The sequence below is a fragment of the Micromonospora olivasterospora genome (assembly GCF_007830265.1).
In the GTDB taxonomy this organism is placed as follows: Bacteria; Actinomycetota; Actinomycetes; order Mycobacteriales; family Micromonosporaceae; genus Micromonospora; species Micromonospora olivasterospora.
On sequence record NZ_VLKE01000001.1, the window covers coordinates 3,285,808 to 3,304,733 of the forward strand.

General features: G+C 74.2%; 20 protein-coding genes and 1 riboswitch. Of the genes, 10 read left to right on the plus strand and 10 right to left on the minus strand.

Annotated features, from left to right (window positions below; all coding sequences use genetic code 11):
* The first annotated feature begins 6 nt into the window (after positions 1-6).
* Positions 7-1,329 (plus strand): WXG100 family type VII secretion target, encoded by a 1,323-nt coding sequence (locus JD77_RS15020; protein ID WP_145774957.1) that lies wholly within the window; start codon positions 7-9, stop codon positions 1,327-1,329.
* An 85-nt stretch (positions 1,330-1,414) separates the two neighbouring features.
* Here the strand turns inward: JD77_RS15020 and mycP are convergent, their stop codons facing one another.
* A complete protein-coding gene (gene mycP / locus JD77_RS15025) occupies positions 1,415-2,410 on the minus strand; it encodes a type VII secretion-associated serine protease mycosin (protein WP_246140674.1) in 996 nt (331 codons plus the stop codon).
* Between the two features lie 569 nt (positions 2,411-2,979).
* Between mycP and JD77_RS34740 the strand changes: the two genes are divergently transcribed.
* Positions 2,980-3,687 carry a hypothetical protein gene (locus tag JD77_RS34740; protein ID WP_170286311.1) on the plus strand — a complete coding sequence of 236 codons (708 nt, stop codon included), beginning with the start codon at positions 2,980-2,982 and terminating at the stop codon, positions 3,685-3,687.
* A 103-nt stretch (positions 3,688-3,790) separates the two neighbouring features.
* Here the strand turns inward: JD77_RS34740 and JD77_RS15035 are convergent, their stop codons facing one another.
* From JD77_RS15035 to JD77_RS15050, 4 genes are all read right to left on the minus strand, one after another.
* Positions 3,791-4,168 (minus strand): hypothetical protein, encoded by a 378-nt coding sequence (locus JD77_RS15035; RefSeq protein WP_145774958.1) that lies wholly within the window; start codon positions 4,166-4,168, stop codon positions 3,791-3,793.
* 211 nt (positions 4,169-4,379) lie between these two features.
* Positions 4,380-4,733 carry a WXG100 family type VII secretion target gene (locus JD77_RS15040; RefSeq protein ID WP_145774959.1) on the minus strand — a complete coding sequence of 118 codons (354 nt, stop codon included), beginning with the start codon at positions 4,731-4,733 and terminating at the stop codon, positions 4,380-4,382.
* 44 nt (positions 4,734-4,777) lie between these two features.
* Complete coding sequence (locus tag JD77_RS15045) at positions 4,778-5,080, minus strand: hypothetical protein (RefSeq protein WP_145774960.1); 303 nt, start codon at positions 5,078-5,080, stop codon at positions 4,778-4,780.
* 573 nt (positions 5,081-5,653) lie between these two features.
* Positions 5,654-5,989 carry a helix-turn-helix transcriptional regulator gene (locus JD77_RS15050; RefSeq protein WP_145774961.1) on the minus strand — a complete coding sequence of 112 codons (336 nt, stop codon included), beginning with the start codon at positions 5,987-5,989 and terminating at the stop codon, positions 5,654-5,656.
* 197 nt (positions 5,990-6,186) lie between these two features.
* Between JD77_RS15050 and JD77_RS15055 the strand changes: the two genes are divergently transcribed.
* On the plus strand, positions 6,187-6,903 hold the full coding sequence (locus tag JD77_RS15055) for a carbonic anhydrase (protein WP_145774962.1): 717 nt from the start codon (positions 6,187-6,189) through the stop codon (positions 6,901-6,903).
* Between the two features lie 136 nt (positions 6,904-7,039).
* Here the strand turns inward: JD77_RS15055 and JD77_RS15060 are convergent, their stop codons facing one another.
* On the minus strand, positions 7,040-8,062 hold the full coding sequence (locus JD77_RS15060) for a coiled-coil domain-containing protein (protein WP_145774963.1): 1,023 nt from the start codon (positions 8,060-8,062) through the stop codon (positions 7,040-7,042).
* 4 nt (positions 8,063-8,066) lie between these two features.
* Positions 8,067-8,197, minus strand: a riboswitch (cyclic di-AMP (ydaO/yuaA leader).
* Positions 8,198-8,363: 166 nt separating this feature from the next.
* On the minus strand, positions 8,364-9,740 hold the full coding sequence (locus JD77_RS15065) for a YibE/F family protein (RefSeq protein ID WP_145774964.1): 1,377 nt from the start codon (positions 9,738-9,740) through the stop codon (positions 8,364-8,366).
* 239 nt (positions 9,741-9,979) lie between these two features.
* Between JD77_RS15065 and JD77_RS35490 the strand changes: the two genes are divergently transcribed.
* Together JD77_RS35490 and JD77_RS15070 are read left to right on the plus strand one after the other, a co-directional pair.
* Positions 9,980-10,225 (plus strand): hypothetical protein, encoded by a 246-nt coding sequence (locus JD77_RS35490; RefSeq protein WP_425463569.1) that lies wholly within the window; start codon positions 9,980-9,982, stop codon positions 10,223-10,225.
* Positions 10,162-11,994, plus strand: coding sequence for a copper-translocating P-type ATPase (locus tag JD77_RS15070; protein ID WP_425463570.1), 1,833 nt, complete (start codon positions 10,162-10,164; stop codon positions 11,992-11,994). The genes JD77_RS35490 and JD77_RS15070 overlap by 64 nt, the downstream gene beginning before the upstream one ends.
* 121 nt (positions 11,995-12,115) lie before the next feature.
* Here the strand turns inward: JD77_RS15070 and JD77_RS15075 are convergent, their stop codons facing one another.
* A complete protein-coding gene (locus tag JD77_RS15075) occupies positions 12,116-12,418 on the minus strand; it encodes a metal-sensitive transcriptional regulator (protein WP_145774965.1) in 303 nt (100 codons plus the stop codon).
* Between the two features lie 151 nt (positions 12,419-12,569).
* Between JD77_RS15075 and JD77_RS15080 the strand changes: the two genes are divergently transcribed.
* The 5 genes from JD77_RS15080 to JD77_RS15100 all read left to right on the plus strand — a co-directional run bounded on the left by JD77_RS15080 (position 12,570) and on the right by JD77_RS15100 (position 17,098).
* Positions 12,570-12,779 carry a heavy-metal-associated domain-containing protein gene (locus JD77_RS15080; protein WP_145774966.1) on the plus strand — a complete coding sequence of 70 codons (210 nt, stop codon included), beginning with the start codon at positions 12,570-12,572 and terminating at the stop codon, positions 12,777-12,779.
* Positions 12,780-12,810: 31 nt separating this feature from the next.
* Positions 12,811-13,806, plus strand: a complete 996-nt coding sequence (locus tag JD77_RS15085) for a hypothetical protein (RefSeq protein WP_145774967.1) — start codon at positions 12,811-12,813, stop codon at positions 13,804-13,806.
* A 13-nt stretch (positions 13,807-13,819) separates the two neighbouring features.
* Complete coding sequence (locus tag JD77_RS15090; RefSeq protein WP_145774968.1) at positions 13,820-16,078, plus strand: heavy metal translocating P-type ATPase; 2,259 nt, start codon at positions 13,820-13,822, stop codon at positions 16,076-16,078.
* A gap of 162 nt (positions 16,079-16,240) precedes the next feature.
* A complete protein-coding gene (locus JD77_RS15095; protein ID WP_145774969.1) occupies positions 16,241-16,414 on the plus strand; it encodes a CsbD family protein in 174 nt (57 codons plus the stop codon).
* 141 nt (positions 16,415-16,555) lie between these two features.
* Positions 16,556-17,098, plus strand: coding sequence for a hypothetical protein (locus JD77_RS15100; RefSeq protein WP_211372572.1), 543 nt, complete (start codon positions 16,556-16,558; stop codon positions 17,096-17,098).
* A 90-nt stretch (positions 17,099-17,188) separates the two neighbouring features.
* On the opposite strand, the gene JD77_RS15105 is transcribed toward JD77_RS15100, so the two are convergent.
* Positions 17,189-18,439, minus strand: a complete 1,251-nt coding sequence (locus tag JD77_RS15105) for an RNA polymerase sigma factor (RefSeq protein ID WP_145774971.1) — start codon at positions 18,437-18,439, stop codon at positions 17,189-17,191.
* Positions 18,436-18,795: a YciI family protein gene (locus tag JD77_RS15110; protein ID WP_246141291.1), complete on the minus strand. Its 360-nt coding sequence runs from the start codon at positions 18,793-18,795 to the stop codon at positions 18,436-18,438. The genes JD77_RS15105 and JD77_RS15110 overlap by 4 nt, the downstream gene beginning before the upstream one ends.
* Positions 18,796-18,926: the final 131 nt, after the last annotated feature.

The window sequence follows — 18,926 nt, forward strand, 5'->3', positions numbered from 1 at the left end:
CGGGACGTGGGCGACAAGAGCTGGGAGGAGATGGCCCGTGAGGTGCTCGTCGAGGGCCGTCCGGACAAGGTGCAGAGCGCCGCGCTGGGCTGGAAGGAACTGATCAAGAACCTGGGTCAGGTCAAGGAGAGCCTGGAGACGAACGTCAAGGACCTGGGCGTGGCCTGGAAGGGCCCGGCGTACGAGTCGTTCAAGACGCACATCGAGGGGCTGGCCAAGAGCGCCGGGACGATCATCGACGACGTCGACAAGCCGGGCCGGGGCCGGGTCAGCATCGTGACCACGTTGGAGACCGCCGCCACCCAGCTGCAGGAGGCGCAGAGCAAGATGCCGATCCCGGCGGCCTGCGTCGGCGACGTCCTGGCGGCGCGCAACGGCGAGATCACCCTCGGGGTCGGCATCTTCGAGACCAAGGTCAAGGCCGACCTGATGGGCAGCTGGCCGGTCGAGCAGCTCGGCAAGCTGGGCGACTGGGTCACCAGCTGGTTCTCCGACAAGGAGGGCGAGGCCCGGGAGATCTACAACGAGGTCAACAACAACTTCAAGCAGCGGAGCATGGAGGCGCCGGGCAACGTGAGCCCGACCGGCCGCAGCAACACCAAGCCGGAGATCCCCGAGTTGGAGACCGGCGGCGGTGGCGGGGGCGGCAACGTCAAGCCGCCGTCGCTCGGCGGCGGGGGAGGCGGCGGCCTCGGCGGCGGCCCGAAGCCCGACACCGGAAAGATGCCGGACCTCCCCTCGACCACCACCGGGCCGGGTGACCGCCCCGACATCCCCTCCAGCGACTACCCGGGCAGGAGCGACCTTCCCGACACCGGCGACTACCCGGGCTACGACCCGGACTCCGACGGCTACGGCACCGGCCTGGCCGGCGCCGCCCCGCCCACCACGACCGGCCTCGGTTCGGGCCCCGGCCTGGGCAACGGCCCGGGCCTGGGGGGTGGTCCGGGCCTGTCCGGCGGCTCCAACGCCTCCCTGCCGCCCGGGCTCGGCAAGCCGGTCAGCCCCGGCCTGCCCCCGATGCTCGGCGGCGGCATGGGCGGCGGCGCCGGTGGCCGGGGCGCGGGCGGCAAGCTCGGCGGAGCCCGTCCCGGCATGGCCGGCGCTATGGCCCCGGGGGGCGGGGCGGCCGGCCGGGGCGCCGGCGGCAAGGCCGCGGCCGGCGCCGGACGGCCGGGTGCCGCGGTGGCCGGCCGGGGCGGCATGGCCGGGGCGGGCCACGGCGGCGCCGGGTACGGCGAGGAGGAGGTTCCGCGCAACACCTGGCTGGAGGAGGACGAGGACATCTGGGGCGCGGGCGGCGACGGCGCGCCCGGCGTGCTGCGCTGAAACCCTCGACGGGGCGTCGCCCGGCCGCTGGTGCGGTGGGCGGCGCCCCGTCGTCGTGACGGGCCCTGGAAGGGCGGCGAGGGGCTCAGCCCGTCGGGCCGGTCTCGGCGCGCCGCCCAGGCCGCCAGCCCCGGCCGCGGCCCCGCGCCAGGATGGGCCTCGCGGCTAGCAGCAGCCCGGCCAGCGCGGCCCCCACCACGGCCGCCCAGATCGCGACGGTGCGCTGCCAGGCCAGTGGGTCCCGGAGCGGGGCCGGCGCGGGCAGCGCACCCGGCGCGGGGTCGGTACGCGTACCCAGCAGGCTGGTCACCGCCCGGTACGGGTTCACCACCCCGTACCCGAGTTCGGCGTTGCGCCCGTCCGGCGGGTTGTCCGCCGTCCCGGTCAGTCGCTGGGCGACCTGTGCCGGGCTCAGGTCCGGGTACGCGGCGCGGACCAGCGCCGCCGCGCCGGAGACGTACGCGGCGGCGAAGCTGGTGCCGCCCTGTGGTTCGGCGCGGTATCCCGGTCCCCGGGGCGCCGGACCGACGATGTTCAGCCCCGGTGCCGCGATGTCCACGTAGTCCCCGACGACCGAGCTGTCGACGTGCTCGCCCTGCTCGTTGACCCCGGCGACGGCGATGACCCCGGGATAGGCCGCCGGGTACGCCGGCAGGTTCTGCTGCTGCTCCTGCCGGTTGCCCGCGGCGGCCACCACGACCACGTCCTCGTCCAGCGCGTACTGGATGGCGGCCTCCAGCTCGGGGCGGGGCAGCGTCACCAGCGACAGGTTGATCACGTCGGCGCCGTGGTCGACCGCCCAGCGGATGGCCTGCGCGATCTGCGCCGGCAGGCCCTCGTCGGTCCTGGTCTTGGTGTCCGGCAGCACCCGTACGGGAAGGATCCTGGCGGCCGGGGCGATGCCGGTGAACGTCGTGCCGGTGCCCTCCCTGCCGGCGATGATGCCGGCGACGATCGTGCCGTGGCCGGCGTTGTCGCATTGGCCCTCGTGCCGTTCCAGGTTGTTGAAGTCCGCACCGGGGCGCACCTGCCCGCGCAGCAGCGGATGGGTGGCCGACACACCCGAGTCGATGACGGCCACGGTGACGCCCTCGCCGCGGGTGATCCGCCAGGCCGCGGCCGGTTCGAGCCGGGTCAGCGCCCACGGGGTCCCCGCCGGCAGCGGCTCCCCGGGGGGCCCGCAGACGGGGCGGCCGCCGCCGGCGTGGGCGGCACCACGGCGGTGCCGACCAGCAGCGCCGCGAGTCCACACAGGAGGGCCCGGCGGACCCGCCCGCTACGCCCGATCACTGCCATCCCGTCCGGCCGGAAGCTCTCGCGCACCGGGAGAGACTATCGCCCCTGCCCGGCTCGGCTCGGACCCCGTCCGGGCCATGCTTCACCCCGGTAGGGCCGATGCCAGCGCAGGCGCATAGGGGCTCGCCGGCGGCCGGAAGTGGGGCCAGCCGTCATCTGCCGGTACCTCTGGACCGGCTCCCCCGTTACCTTTTTGATCGTCCCAGCCGGGGACTGCTCGGTCGCCCGGCCCGGTATGACCTACCGCCCCTGTCGTACGCATGATCCGGGGGTGTCGTCGCCGGGTCGGGTGGCGTCGGCGGACCGCTGATAGGGACCCGGCCACCCCGTGCTCGGGGTAGGTCTCCTCGTAACGTGGCTGCCGGCAGTCCGGCGCCTGACCTGCGGCCGAGCCACGACGAGGTGGTGGGGAGGCAGGGCGTGCACGACGGGTACGGCGTCTTTGTAGGACTCGACGTCGGCAAGGAGGGGCATCACGCGGTCGCGCTGAGCCGCGAGGGTAAGCGGCTGCATGACGCCACGCTGCCCAACACCGTCGACCAGGTCGACGCGGAGGTGCCGGCGCGGGTGTCGCTGGCCTACGAAGCCGAGGACGCCTGCTGCTGGCTCCTGTTCTACGACCTGGAGGTCGACGAGCCGGACGCGTGCGCGGAGCACCTCGCCGACCCCGACGACGTCGACGGCGCCCAGGCGTGGGCGGCCGAGGTGTTGGCCGAGCGGCACCGGATCGAGGTCACCGGCTGGACCGACGGGCAGTTGCTGCCCGGCCGGCCGGCGTACCTCGCGGTGCACGCCGGCGATCCCACCGCAGCGGCGGCCGGGACGGGCCCGGTGGGGAAGTGGCGGCTGGTGCACGACCCGGTCGACGACGCCTGGCTGCTCCTGGTCGACGACAAGCCCCACGCCGACCACGACGCGCTGCCCGCCGCCAGCGTCGACGAGGCGTGCCAGTGGGCCACCACCGTGCTGGCCGACGCCGGCGTGGTCTGCCACGGCTGGACCACCCGCGCTGACGGCAACGCGGCGCTCGAGTACATGGCCGACCTGACCGGGGAGTGCTGACCTGACCGACCGTGGTGATTCCGCGTAATCGAGTCACGGCGAGCGGCCCGAAGGAGATTCGGGCCGCTCGCCGTGTGTCCAGCAATCGATCGCTTTCCCAATTTCAGTCGGCGTCGAGTTCCTTCAGCCGCTTCTTCGCACGCTCCACCCAACCTGAGACCCATTTCCGGGCGTCGGCTTCGGTCGTCGCCGGGTCATCGCCTTTCACGTAGACCTCACTGTCTGCCTGGAGGGTGTCGTGGTGGATCCCGGAGGCGGTCAGGTATGCCGGCCCGGTGTGAGGCCCGGCGATGTCGTTCAGCCCCAGTGCGTAGACGCGTTCGGGTTTGCAGAACGTCTCCAGTCCACTCTCCGCGGATTCCAGCGTCTCGTGCCATGCTTCCGCGGTCTTATCGCCTTCACGGCTGAGTTCGGCGCGCGCCATACCGGTACGGGCGACGTACAGCGGCTGCGCAACGCTTACCCAGGTAAAAGCGGTCATGTTCATCTCCCCATGACAGGTATGTGGCTTTTTCGCTCGGCTGGAGGCCACTGCTGTGCGTCGGTGTCACCAACGCCATGGCAGCGCAACGACGATACTGTCCGCGCCGGTCGAGCCCCATGCCGCCGATGACGATCTTGCCTAATCTAACGGGACTTTTCCGAGCGTTGGTCCTCAAGGGCCGGCCCAGCGGAAGACGTCCATCTGACGGTCACTTTGTGTAAAGCACCCGAGACATAAGGGGGACGGGCTGTTCCCGGGCCCAATTGCCGGCCTGCATGGCGTTGTCGTCTTCGGTCGTGGTGGTCAGTTGCGAGTACTGCTGCATGCTCTGGTTGAGCTTGTCCAGGCCCTGCTGGACCTTCCGCCAGCCGGCCAGCCACTGATGGACGGCCTCAAGGAACCGCGGCGAGGCCGTGTCGCTCGTCCACGAGCGGAGCAGCGCCTCGGTTGCGGCCACGACGTTCCGGTGGCTGTCACTGGCCTCGGTCTGGGCCTGAGCGAACGCCACGACCATGCCGGTGATGGTCGCCTCGTCGGCCATCAGGCCGAACTCGCCACCCACGACCCCTCTGTTGGGTGTTGTCATAATGACTCTCTCCTTGTCTGTCATCCGGCGGCTGTCGCGCCGGAAGGTCCGTGACGTGGTCGCGCCCGCCACGTCCGTCGGGTGGGTCGGGCCGCGGCGGCAGCAGCCGGGCCGGGACTCCGGGTCGGGGTGCCGCCAGGCCAGCGCGTCCTGCTGTTCCGCCGCGTACTGGCGGATCTGACCCTGGTCTGGGACAGGTAGCGGAAGTAGTCGCGCCGGTCGCCGTTGATCCGCTGGTTGCGGTTGCCGTTGTTCATCGTCATCTGGAAGACCGCCATGGCCAGCATGCCGCCGCCCATCTCGACCAGCATGACCATGCCCATCAGGCCCCTCTGAGCGAGTTGCTCATCATCATGAACGTGAACCCGCCGGTCATCAGCAGCGGCTCGGCAGGATCATCCCGAGCGAGCGGAACCCGGCGGGCTGGACCTCCGGGACGACCGGCTGCTCCTGCAGGGTGATCTCGCCGTGCGGTAGCTCGGGTCCGTCGCGGCGGGCCGGCCGCCGGATAGTCTGGTGCTCACCTCCCTTACACGGCTGCGAGCCGGAAAGGGTTGACCGGTACCGGGATCGATACTGTTTGCACCGCGAGATTCAGGCGACGCCGTCTGCCGGGTGGGGCGAGCCGGGGCCGACGACGATCAGAACCGTCTCCGCAGGGGAGTTCCCGCCGACCCCGGCCGACTGTACGACCGCAACCTCTCCTGCGTCGCATCCGCGCTGTCCATTGCCGGGAGCACCGGCATGTCCGACAGCCCGTGCAGGTTGACGTCGACGGCGAAGGGCACCCCGCCCACTTCTTCCTCCGGGGATCGCCGCTACCGCCGCGGGGCTGCGCACGGCGATCAGGCCGGGGCGGTCGACCCACCGAACCGGTGACCCTCACGACGGCGGGGTCACGGGGCCGCGCTCTCCTCCTCCGGGTTGCCGGTGAAGAGGGCGAGCAGGTCGCCGATCTGGCGGTACGACTCCGCCGGGTGGCGGAAGTGGCCACTGGGGTTCACTGTGTACTCGTTGCGCCGGCCCACCCGGGTCCGGTGCAGGTACCCGCCGGCCTCCAGGTCCGCCACGATCGCCTGCGCCGCCCGCTCCGTCACGCCCACCTCGTCGGCGACGTCCCGCAGCCGGGCGGTGGGATTGCGGGCGATGGCGAGCAGGACGTGCGCGTGGTTGGTGAGGAAGGTCCAGTTTCGGGTGCTTCCGTTCCCGTCTGTCGTCGCCATGCCCGACATGGTATGGCTCCGGGCATCCGGGGTACGCGCCTGCCGCCATCCGCGCGCCCGGCTCAACGTATGAAATGCATATCACGTAATGCTTGACGTGCCTTTGGCTGCGTGTGACGGTGGGGCGACGGCGCGTCCGCCACGATCGGCGCCGCGGCCGACGGGTGAAGCGCGAGGTGATGGGCATGCAACAGGCAGGATTTCCAATGACTCAAACGGTTCCCCGGTCGACCGGCCGTGAGCCCGCCGCCGGCTCCCCGCCCACTCCGGAGCAGGCCCTCGCCGAACTGCTCGCCGGCAACCGCCGGTTCGTCACCGGCACGCCGCACCACCCGAACCAGGACGCCGACCACCGGGCCGCCCTCGCGGGCGGCCAGCACCCGTTCGCGGTGATCGTCGGCTGCTCCGACTCCCGGCTGGCCGCCGAGATCATCTTCGACCGGGGTCTGGGCGACCTCTTCGTGGTCCGCACGGCCGGGCACACCGCCGGCCCCGAGGTGCTGGGCAGCGTCGAGTACGCGGTGACCGTGCTGGGCACCCCGCTGGTCGTCGTGCTCGGGCACGACTCCTGCGGCGCCGTGCAGGCGGCCAGGGCGGCCGCGAGCACGGGCGTGGCACCGGCCGGTCACCTGGGGGCGGTGGTGGACGCCGTGCTGCCCAGCCTGGGCCGGGCCGCCGAGCGGGGGGTCGAGGACCTCGACGGAATCGTCGACATCCACATCGCGCACACCGTCGAGGCGCTGCTGGCCCGCTCGTCCGTGCTGGCCGCCGAGGTCGCCGCCGGGCGGTGCGCGGTCGTCGGCCTGTCGTACCGGCTCAGCGCGGGCGAGGCGCGGATGGTGGCCGCGGTGCCGGTCGGGGCGGGAGCCGATGCGGCCGAATCCCCGGCTGGCGGTGCGGCCCGGCCGCCGGCCGCCGCCTGACCCGCCCCGGCCGCACGGGAACGGGCCGCCGGCCCGCCGGCTGGCCCGTCCTGGGCGCCCGAGAGGCGGCCGCCGCCGCGCCCGACGCGAACGAGGGCCGTCCCGCACGGGACGGCCCTCGTCGGCGTGACGGCGTCTACAGCAGCGACATGTGTACGTGATCCGTGTGGTTGGACGGGCCGCTGTAGGACTTCCACCCGGTCGCCGGGAACCAGATCTGGCGGTTCCAGATGACGTAGTAGATGCCCAGTCGGTCGGCGTTGCGGATGAGGAACGCGGCGAGGTTGTTGCCGTACATCCGGGTGTCGTTGTTGTGCCAGGGGCTGAAGCCGCTCCTCTGCAGCGACCAGTCGCAGGCGCGGCCCTTCGGGTGCTCCCACGGCCCGCCTGGCCGGTAGCAGCCCACGAAGCGGTTGAAACCGACCCGCTTGACCTCCCTGTACGCGTGCAGCGTGCGCGGGGTGATGCAGCCCGAGGTCGTCGGATCCTTCTCGCTGCACGACTCCGGACGCCAGCCGCCGTCCGCCGTGCGGCCCGGCGCCATCCTGGCGACCGGGGACGTGGCGTTGACCAGCCCGCCGGTGAAGCCCTCGCCGCCGACCAGCGCGAGGGCCTTCTCCGCGTCGTACTTCTTCTTGGCCATGATCGCCGTCTGCTTCTGCTGCTCGCGGACCTCGACGTCGAGCGCGAGCTTGGCCTGCTCCGCCGCGGTCTTGACCGCGTTCACCTTGGCCAGCTTCTGCGCGTTGATCATGTTTAGCTGGTCGAGGGCGGACGCGCGCTGGACGAACGAGTCCGGATTCCGGCTCTCCAGCAGCGCCGCCATGGCGCCGACCCGTCCGGTCCGGTACGCCTGGGCGGCCAGCTCGCTGACCTGCGGCGCGAGGGCCTCCAGCTCGTCCTGGGCCCGCTGCACCTCCAGGGCGTACTGCTGCTGGCGCTGCTTGGACTTCGTCAGCTTCGCCTTGGCCTGGCTGTACTCGCGGTTGGCGGCCTCGATGACTTCGGTGATCAGCTGGGGCTCGTCGTCCTCCTCGTGCCCGGACGGGGTGGGGCCGGAGGGCTCGCCCATCGCTGGGGCGGCCGGCCCGGCGACGATCGCCAGGGCCGCGAGCACGGCCATCACGGGTGTCAACCAGCGGCGCAGGGGTGCCGTCACAGTGTTCCCTTCCGTCGTCCGCCGACCGGGTTAGCTGACGGGTTCGGGGCGGAAGTGGCCCCTACCGCGGTCGCGGATTCACCCCGGGTACCTGGTTCCCCGGCTCGCCTCGCGGCGATTTGGCGGTGGCACCGCAGACGCCGCTGCGCGCCTTCGGCGGTGACCGGCAGCGAGGTTACCTGACGGTCCTCCTGGGGATCTACGCCCGGAAGTCCGCAAAGTGCGTCATTTCGTAATTGCTTTCGGTAATCAGTGACGCGTTTCGCACGTTGCGCGCCGGGAGCGGTCACGTTGAGTAGTGTCACCATGCGGCGTCCGTGCTCCCCTCTCGGTCTCCTCGCCCGGGCCTCGGGCGGCCCGGCCCGTCCGGGGCCCCTCCCCCGCTCAACGCCTCCAGCGCCAACTCCCGCTGGTTGGGACGGCCGCCGGCGACGGGCGTACGCGAGGCCGGCACGGCGGCGGGCGGGTCGTCGGCCGCAGCGCGGTCCGGGTCGGCGCGGCCGGCCGCGGTGACCACCGCGGCCAGGCCGGTCGTCAGTGGTACGGCGGCGACCAGGCCCAGCGTGGCGACCGCGCTGCGGACGATCTCCTGTGCCAGGAACTCGCTCGTCAGGAGCTCCGTCACCGGCCGGGAATCGGCCGTGAGCAGGAGCAACAGCGGCAGCGACGCGCCCGCGTACGCCAGCACGATGGTGTTCACGGTCGAGGCGATGTGCGCCCGCCCGACCCGGGTGGCCGCCCGGTAGAGCTGCAACCGGGAGAGCCCGGGGTTGGCGTGTGCCAGCTCGGTCACCGTGGCGGCCTGCGTCACCGTGACGTCGTCGAGCACGCCGAGCGAGCCGATGATGATGCCGGCGAGCAGCAGCCCGTGCAGGTCCACGTCGCCCCGGAACATCGACAGCGTGGTGGCGTCCTCGGTGCCGTACCCGGTCAGGTGGGTGGCGGCGGTGGCCAGGGTGCCGAGGACGCCGGTGAGCACCAGGCTGCCCAGGGTGCCGAGGACGGCCACGGACGTCTGCGCGCTGACCCCGTGGGTGAGGTAGAGCACCACGAACATGATCAGCGCGGAGCCGACGATCGCGATCAGCAGCGGCGACCCGCCGTCGCCGATTCCGGGGAGCACGAAGGTCAGCAGGATCGCGAAGCTGGCGGCCAGGCCGGCCAGCGCGGCCAGCCCCCGCCAGCGGCCGAACGCGACGATCGCCAGGGCGAACACCAGCGCCAGCCAGGCCAGCGGCTTCCCGCGCTGGTGCTCCGCGATGTTGTAGCTGCTCGCCGCCGGGTCCGCCGGGTCGGTCAGCCGTACCAGGACGATCCGGTCGTCGACCGCGACGGTGGGGGCGCCCGGGCCGGTGGGGATCGGTGTCTCGACCTGCTGCCCGGCGTCCGGCCCCTGCTCGACCCGGACGGTGACCGTGCCGCACGGGCCCTCCGCCGCCCCGGGCCCACCCTCCGGGCTCTCGGGCTGCGGCGGGCAGGGCTCGGTCACCACCCGGGTCACCGTGCCGTGGTAGCGCGGTACGGCCGCGGCGTCGTCGGTGTCCGGGCCGCCGCCGCCCGGCCAGAGGAGAAGCGCGGCGATCACGGTGAGGGCGAAGAGCGGGACCACGGTCGCGACGAGGATCCGCCGCACCCGGGGCGGGGTGGGCGGAGCGGGTCGGCTGTGGTCGGCACCCATCCACGGTCTCCAAACAGTGTCAGCGCGGGACACGGGCCGGCGGCCCCGGCGGTTCCCCGGTCCGCGCCGTCCGGCCCCACCACGGATGGTCGCTCCGCACGGGCGGGGCGGCCGGGGGGAGGATCCGGATGACCATCGCCCCGGAATCGTAGCCACCCCCACCTGCCGGTGCAGGGCTGCACGCCGTTCCGCCGGTGGTTCGGCCGGCGGCGGGTCGGCTGAACGGGCATGTTGGGGACATGGGCCACGACAGGCACGCCGGGCACGACCCCGGGATGTTCCGTCGCCGGTTCTGGCTGTGCCTGGCGCTGACCGTGCCGATCGTGGCCACCAGCCACCTGGTGGCGGGGTGGCTCGGCTACCGGCCGGAGTTTCCCGGCCGGTCGCTGATCGGCCCGGCGCTCGGCTCGGTGGTCTTCTGGTGGGCGGCTGGCCGTTCCTGGCCGGGGCGGTTCGCGAGCTGCGCGACCGGGCGCCGGGGATGATGCTGCTGGTCGCGATGGCGATCACCGTGGCGTACGCGGCCTCGCTGGCGGCCAGCGCGGGCGTGTTCGGGCTCGACTTCTGGTGGGAGCTGGCCGCGCTGGTCACCATCATGCTGCTGGGGCACTGGCAGGAGATGAAGGCGGTCGGGCAGGCCCGGGGATCGCTCGCCGCGCTGGCCGCCCTGCTGCCGGACGAGGCGGAGCGGGTCGGGCCGGACGGCGACACCGAGTGGGTCCCGGTGGCCGGGCTGCGCGTCGGGGACGTGCTGCTGGTCCGGCCCGGCGGCCGGGTGCCCGCCGACGGTCGGGTGGTCGAGGGCGCGGCCGAGCTGGACGAGTCGATGATCACGGGCGAGTCCCGCCCGGTCGCCAGGTCGACGGGGGACCGGGTCGTGGCCGGCACGGTCGCGACCGACTCGGCGGTCCGGGTGGAGGTGCGGGCGCTCGGCGAGGAGACCACCCTCGCCGGCATCCGGCGGATGGTCGCCGAGGCGCAGCGCTCCAGCGGCCGGGCCCAGGTGCTCGCCGACCGCTTCGCGGCGTGGCTGTTCTACGTGGCCACCGCCACCGCCGTCGTGACCGTGCTGGTCTGGACCGCCCTCGGCCGCCCCGACGAGGCCGTCGTGCGGACCGTCACCGTGCTGGTGATCGCCTGCCCGCACGCGCTCGGCCTGGCGATCCCGCTGGTCGTCGCGCTCTCCACGGCGGTCGCGGCGCGCTCCGGCGTCCTCGTCAAGAGCCGGCTCGCGCTGGAGCGGATGCGCACCGTCGACGCGGTGCTGTTCGACAAGACCGGGACGCTGACCCGGGGCGAGCACGTGCTCACCGGTGTCGCGGCCGTCGCGGGGACCGGCGAGGACGAGGCGCTGCGGCTGGCCGCCCGGGTCGAGGCCGACAGCGAGCACCCGTTGGCCCGGGCTATCGTCGCGGCCGCCGGGCCGCCCGGCGGGGCCGCACCGGCCACCGGGTTCCGCTCGCTGCCCGGGCGGGGGGTCCAGGCGACGATCGACGGTACGGCGTACGCGGTGGGCGGGCCGGCCCTGCTGCGGGAGGTGGGTGCGGACCTTCCCGCCGAGCTGCACCGGGCCGCCGCGGACTGGGCGGCCCGCGGTGCCGCCGTGCTGCACCTGGTCCGCCTGCCCCGCACCGTGCTCGCGGCGTTCGCCCTGGCGGACGAGGTACGCCCCGAGGCCCGGGCCGCGATCGACGAGCTGCGCGCCCTGGGGGTCGGGACGATCGCCATGATCACCGGGGACGCCGCTCCGGTGGCCCGGGCGGTCGCCGCCGACCTCGGCTTCCGGCCCGGGCTGGACGAGGTCTTCGCGGAGGTGCTCCCGACCGACAAGGACGAGAAGGTCGCCGACCTCCAGCGCCGACGGCTGACCGTGGCGATGGTCGGCGACGGGGTGAACGACGCCCCGGCGCTGGCCCGGGCCGACGTGGGCATCGCGATCGGGGCCGGCACCGACGTGGCGATCGAGTCCGCCGGGGTGGTGCTCGCCTCGTCCGACCCGCGCGCGGTGGCCGCGGTGATCCGGCTGTCCCGGGCGTCGTACCGGAAGATGGTGCAGAACCTTGCCTGGGCGGCCGGCTACAACGTGGTCGCGCTGCCGCTGGCCGCCGGCGCGCTGGCGCGGGCCGGGGTGGCGCTGAGTCCGGCCGCCGCCGCGGTGCTGATGTCGGCGTCCACCATCGTCGTGGCGCTGAACGCCCAGCTGCTGCGCCGGGTGCGCCTCGGAGCGGGTGCCGCTGCGCAGGATCGTGCTTGAACGCGGAAGCAGTGGCCTCCGAGCCGCTCGGAGGCCACTGCTTCCCGGATCGAGCATGATCTTGGTGAGGGCTGACGCGGGCGTGGCGGGGCCGGCGGCCACCGGCCGCCACTCCCGCGGGTCAGCCGCGCTTCATCAGGCGGCCGACGGCGGCCATCATTTCGGTGGCCATCTCGTCGGCCCGGCCCTCGGCGGCGCCCTCGTGCATGCAGTGCCGGGCGTGCCCGTCGAGCAGGCCGAGGGCGACCTTGTCCAGGGCGGCCTGGATCGCCGAGATCTGGGTGAGCACGTCGATGCAGTAGCGGTCCTCGTCGACCATCTTCTCGATGCCGCGGACCTGGCCCTCGACGCGGCGGAGCCGCGCGAGCAGCTGGTCCTTGCTGGCGGTGTACCCGCGGACGGGGGTGGGCGTCGGTCCGGTCATGCGAACGAGGATAGCGTACCCCTGGGGGGTATGGTACCGTCCGAGCGTGGCGCCGATACCCCCACCGGGTACCGGTAGCGTGAGCAGGCCGACGTGCGCCCCGCTCTTACCCCCGGGGGGTATCATGGGGCGCGGTGAGAGGAGAGGTTCCATGGTCACCACGACGTACCAGGTGCAGGGCATGACCTGCGGGCACTGCGTCAACGCGGTCAGCGCCGAGGTCGGCGCGATCGAGGGCGTCAGCGAGGTCCAGGTGGACCTGGCCACCGGCCGGGTCACCGTCACCAGCGAGCGCCCGCTGGACACCGACGCCGTGCGCGCCGCCGTCGACGAGGCCGGGTACGACCTCGTCGGCGCGTGACGTCGTTCGACCCGGAGAACGAGGTGCCACGATGAACACGGCGACGAAGCTGAGCGGTTTCGCTCTCGGCCTCGCGGCGGTGTTCGGCGCGGCGTACGGGGTCGGCCAGGTCGCCGGCCCCGTCGCCCCCGCCGCCGAGACCCGCCACGACACCGGCGACACCGCCCACGACGACCCCGCCGGGGTGAGCCCCGGCCACGCCGACGCCCACGCACCCGCCGGCGTCGCCGCCCACCTGCCGGGCGGCCTGCTCGTCTCGGACCAGGGCTACACCCTCACCCCGCTGGCCGAGGCGCCGGCCGGCGACTTCGTCTTCCGGATCACCGGCCCGGACGGGCGGCCGGTCACCCGGTACGACGTCGCGCACGACAGGCGCATGCACCTGATCGTCGCCCGCCGGGACCTGTCCGGCTTCCGCCACGTGCACCCCGAGATGGCCCCGGACGGCACCTGGCGGGTCGCGTCCCCGCTCGCCGGCGCCGGCGTCTGGCGGGCGTTCGCCGACTTCACCCCCACCGGCGGCCCGGCGCTGACCCTCGGCGTCGACGTCATCGTGCCCGGCCCGCTCGAGGCCCGGCCGCTGCCCGCCGCGGCGACCAGCGCCACCGTCGACGGCTACACCGTCACCCTGGCCGGCGTCCCACGGCCCGGCCACGCCAGCGAGCTGACCCTGACCGTGAGCCGGGACGGCGCGCCGGTCACCGACCTCCAGCCCTACCTCGGTGCGTACGGCCACCTGGTCGCGCTGCGCCGGGGGGACCTGGCCTACCTGCACGTGCATCCCGAGGGGGCACCCGGCGACGGGCGGACCCCGGCCGGGCCCGCGGTGACGTTCTCCGCGGAGTTCCCCGCGGCCGGCGCCTACCGGCTCTACCTCGACTTCCGCCACGGCGACGCGGTGCGGACGGCCGAGTTCACCGTCGTCGTCCCCGGAACGGGCGACGCGGCGACCGCCGGCACCCCGACGGCCACCGCCACCCCGACCGCCGGCGCCGGCCACGGCGCCCCCGGTCACGGCCACGACTGACAGGAGGGCAGCGATGACTTTGCCCGCGAGACCGTTGCGGGTCGCGCCGAACCGGATCGAGCTGGCGATCGGCGGGATGACCTGCGCGTCGTGCGCCGCCCGGATCGAGAAGAAGCTCAACCGGATGGACGGCGTGACGGCCACGGTCAACTACGCCACCGAGAAGGCCGCCGTCTCGTACCCCGACGGCGTCACCCCGGACGACCTGATCGCCACCGTCGAGAAGACCGGCTACACGGCCGCCGTGCCGCCGCCCCCGGCGCCCGCCGGTGTCGAGCGGGAAGCCACCGAGCCGGCGGACGAGCTGCGCGGGCTGCGTACCCGGCTGTGGGTGTCGGTCGCGCTGACCGTGCCGGTGATCGTGCTCGCCATGGTCCCGGCCTGGCAGTTCGACTACTGGCAGTGGCTGTCGCTGACGCTGGCCGCCCCGGTGGTGGCCTACGGGGGCCTGCCCCTCCACCGGGCCGCGTGGATCAACCTGCGGCACGGCGCGGCGACGATGGACACCCTCGTCTCGATCGGCACCCTCGCCGCGTTCGGCTGGTCGCTCTGGGCGCTGTTCCTCGGCGACGCCGGCATGCCGGGGATGACCCACCCGTTCCGCCTCGACATCACCCGCACGGACGGGGCCGGCAACATCTACCTGGAGACGGCCGCCGGGGTGACCGCGTTCATCCTCGCCGGCCGGTACTTCGAGGCCCGGTCGAAGCGCACCGCCGGTGCGGCGCTGCGGGCCCTGCTGGAGTTGGGCGCCAGGGACGTCGCCGTGCTGCGCGGCGGGGTGGAGACCCGGATCCCGGTGGACCAGCTCGCCGTGGGCGACCGGTTCGTGGTCCGCCCCGGCGAGAAGATCGCCACCGACGGGGTGGTGGACGAGGGCACGTCGGCCGTCGACGCCAGCATGCTCACCGGCGAGTCCGTGCCGGTCGAGGTGGGCCCGGGCGACACCGTGGTCGGTGCGACCGTGAACGCCGGCGGCCGGCTGGTGGTGACCGCGACCCGGATCGGCGGCGACACCCAGCTCGCCCAGATGGCGCGGCTGGTCGAGCAGGCGCAGACCGGCAAGGCGGCCGTGCAGCGGCTGGCCGACCGGATCTCCGGGGTGTTCGTGCCGATCGTGATCGCCCTCGCCGTCGGCGCGCTGGGCTGGTGGCTGGGCGCCGGGGCCGGGCCGACGGCCGCGTTCACCGCCGCCGTCGCGGTGCTGATCATCGCCTGCCCGTGCGCGCTCGGCCTGGCCACCCCGACCGCGCTGCTCGTCGGCACCGGGCGGGGCGCGCAGCTCGGGATCCTGATCAAGGGGCCGGAGGTGCTGGAGTCCACCCGCCGGGTGGACACGGTGGTGCTGGACAAGACCGGCACCGTGACCACCGGCCGGATGACCCTGGTCGACGTGCTGCCCGCCGACGGCGAGGACGCCGCCGAGCTGCTGCGGCTGGCCGGGGCGCTGGAGGCGGCCAGCGAGCACCCGATCGCCCGGGCGGTCGCCGCCGGGGCGGCCGAGGACGGCCCGCTCGCCCCGGTCACCGGCTTCGCCAACGCCGAGGGGCTGGGCGTCACCGGGACGGTCGACGGCCGCGAGGTGACCGTCGGCCGGCCGCGACTGCTGCGCGAGCGCGGACTCGACGTACCGGAGGAGGTCGCGCGGGCCGTGACCGACGCGGAGGCCGCCGGCCGGACGGCGGTGCTGGCCGGCTGGGACGGCGGCGCCCGGGGTGTGCTCGCGGTGGCCGACGTGGTCAAACCGACCAGCGCGGCGGCGGTCGCCGGGCTGCGCGCGCTCGGCCTGGCCCCGGTACTGCTCACCGGCGACAACGCCATCGTGGCCCGGGCCGTGGCGGCCGAGGTCGGCATCGACGAGGTGATCGCCGAGGTGCTGCCGGCCGACAAGGTGGACGTGGTCCGGCGGCTCCAGGCCGAGGGGCGGACGGTGGCGATGGTCGGCGACGGGATCAACGACGCGGCCGCGCTCGCCCAGGCCGACCTGGGGCTGGCGATGGGCACGGGCACCGACGTGGCGATCGAGGCGAGCGACCTGACCCTGGTCCGGGGCGACCTGACCGCCGCGGTCGACGCGATCCGCCTGTCCCGCCGCACGCTGGCGATCATCAAGGGCAACCTGTTCTGGGCCTTCGCCTACAACGTGGCCGCCCTGCCCCTGGCCGCCGCCGGCCTGCTCAACCCGATGATCGCGGGCGCGGCGATGGCCTTCTCCTCGGTCTTCGTCGTCGCCAACAGCCTCCGCCTGCGCCGCTTCCGCGCCGTGGCGTGATCCCGACGATCATGGAGTTGGCGGCCGGTTCGGGCACTGGAACCGCCGCCAACTCCATGACCGCCGCCGGAGGGGGGGACAGGCGGGCATGGTTGGGGCGTCCGGGGCGGGGTACCTGAAGGGCGTACGGGAACAGGCAGACCACGGCAGTGGAGGTTCACGATGGGTATCGACGACAAGATCGCCAACGCTTCCGAGGACGCCGCCGGCAAGTTGAAGGAGGGCGCCGGGCGGGCCACCGACAACGAGCGGCTGGAGGCCGAGGGGCGCAACGACCAGGCCGCCGCCAACCTCAAGCAGGCCGGCGAGAAGATCAAGGACGCCTTCCGGAGCTGACTCGCGACCGCTCACCACGCGCCGGGCCGACCCACGTCGGTCCGGCGCGTCGTGTCCGATCCGCCCGAGGCCGGCCGACCCCGGCCACGACGCGCCCGCCGCGCGGCGTGGCCGGGTCGGCCGGCCTCGGACCCGGCGGGCATGCTGGATCCTCCACAACCGAACGGGGAGAAGATGTCTCGTCACGCCGTGTCCACGCTGCGTACCGCCGTCGTCGTCGTGGCGGTGGCGGCGGTCGCCGCCGGCTGCCAGCCGGCCGAGGACGGCGCGGGGGAGCCCGCCGCCGCCCCGACCAGCACCGCGGCGGTGGCGCCGACCGTTGCCGAGCCGACGCCGTCCGGGTCGCCGACCGCCGTCACGGCCGCCAACACCGAGCAGGTGTGTCGCGCGGTCGACAAGCTGATCCTCGCCGGCAGCAGGAGGCTCGCCGCGGACTCGGCCGCCGCCACGCGCGACGAGGCGACCCCCGAGGAGTTGAACGCGCGGCTCAAGCGGACCCTCGCCGGGCTCGCCGACGACGTACGCGACCAGGCGGGCCGGGCCGAGGACCCGCGGATCGAGGCCCTGATCGCGGACATTGCGCGGCGGCTCGACGCGGGCGCCCGGTCGAGCAGCCCCGCCAAGTGGATGGGCGACACCTTCGTCGACATCCCGCCGAGGCTGGCCCGGGACTGCCGCGCCTGACCCAACCGGCCTCGCCGGTGCGTCCGGCGGAGCCATCCGCCGGGCGTCCACGCCGCCGCCGATCAGCGTGTTCTCCGCCGGCCGTCGCGCCTATCGCCGATCGGCCAGCCGGGCCGCTCGCACCTCCAGGTAGCGCTGTTCCGGCAGGCTCGTCGTGGCCCGGGCCGCCGCCAGGTACGCCTCCCTGGCGGCGGCCAGCTCGCCGGCCAGCTCCAGCAGGTGGGCCCGGACGGCGTAAAGCCGGTGGTGCCCGGCCGTGCGTTCGTCGTCGTCCAGCGGGGCGAGCAGGGCCAGCCCGGCCCGCGGACCGTCCGCCATGGCCACCGCGGCGGCCTGGTTGAGGGTGACCATCGGGTTCGGGGCGACCCGGGCCAGCAGCCGGTACAGGGCCGTGATCTGCCGCCAGTCGGTCTCGGCGGCGCTCGGCGCCTCGGCGTGCACCGCCGCGATGGCCGCCTGGAGCTGGTACGGCCCCGGCGGCGACCAGGTCAGCGCCTCGGTGACCAGGGCGGTCCCCTCCTCGATCTCGGTCCGGTTCCACCGGCCGCGGTCCTGCTCGGCCAGCGGGACCAGCTCGCCGTCCGGCCCGGTCCGCGCCGCCCGGTGCGCGTCGGTGAGCAGCATCAGCGCCAGCAGCCCGGCAACCTCGCCGTCGTCGGGCAGCAGCCGGTGCAGCTCCCGGGCCAGCCGGATCGCCTCCCCGGTCAGCTCGGCGCGCCGCAGGTCCGGCCCGCTGGACGCCGTGTACCCCTCGTTGAACACCAGGTAGAGCACCTGGACCACGGCGCGCAACCGCTCGTCCCGCTCGGCGGGCGACGGCATGGCGAACCGGGCGCCGGCCGCCTCGATCCGCTGCTTGGCCCGCCGGATGCGCTGGCTCATGGTCGCCTCGGGCACCAGGTACGCGCGGGCGATCTGCGCGGTGGTCAGCCCGCCCACCGCGCGCAGCGTCAGCGCCACCTGCGCCGGCCGGTTCAGCGCCGGGTGGCAGCACAGGAACAGCAGCCGCAGCGTGTCGTCGCCGGCCGGCGGCTCCTCGTCGGGTGGCGGGGCGACTCCCGCGTACGCCGGCTCGCGGACGGCCACCGCGACCTCGCGGTCCCGGCGGGCGCGCTCGCTGCGCCAGGCGTCGGTGAGCCGGCGGGTCGCCACGGTGACCAGCCACGACCGGGGGTGCTCCGGCACACCGTCGGCGGGCCACTGGGTCGCGGCGGCCAGCAGGGCCTCCTGCACGGCGTCCTCGCAGGCGTCGAACTGCCCGTGCCGGCGGACGAGCAGGCCGAGGACCTGCGGCGCGAGCGTGCGCAGCAGGTCCTCGACGGTCGGGCCGGGACCGGTCACATCTCGGTCCCGGCGTCGTCCATCAGCGGCCGGACCTCCAGTACGCCGAACCCCATCCGGACGTCCGGCCAGCGGGCGGCGATCTCGGCGGCCCGCTCCGGCGACTCGCAGTCCACCGTCAGGTACCCCGCGAACTGCTCCTTGCTCTCCATGAACGGCCCGTCGGTGACCTCAGTCCGGTCGCCGACCAGCCGGACGGTCCGGGTCTGCGACGGGTCGGCCAGCGCCTGGCCGCCGACCAGCTCACCGGACTCGGTCAGCTCCTTCATGATCTCGTCGACCCCGCCGAAGATGGCGTTGCGGTCCTCCTCCGACAGCCCCTCGACGAAGCCGGGGCGGTTCCAGATCAGCAGCATGTACTTCACGGCGGTACTCCTCGCGTCTCTCGGCCGCGCCCCGTCGGCGCGTCCCGGTGAGGGGTCGGAGCGGGTGCCACGGATCCGACACCCGGCGGAAAGAAATGTCAGCCGAATCCTGCCGGCCGGGC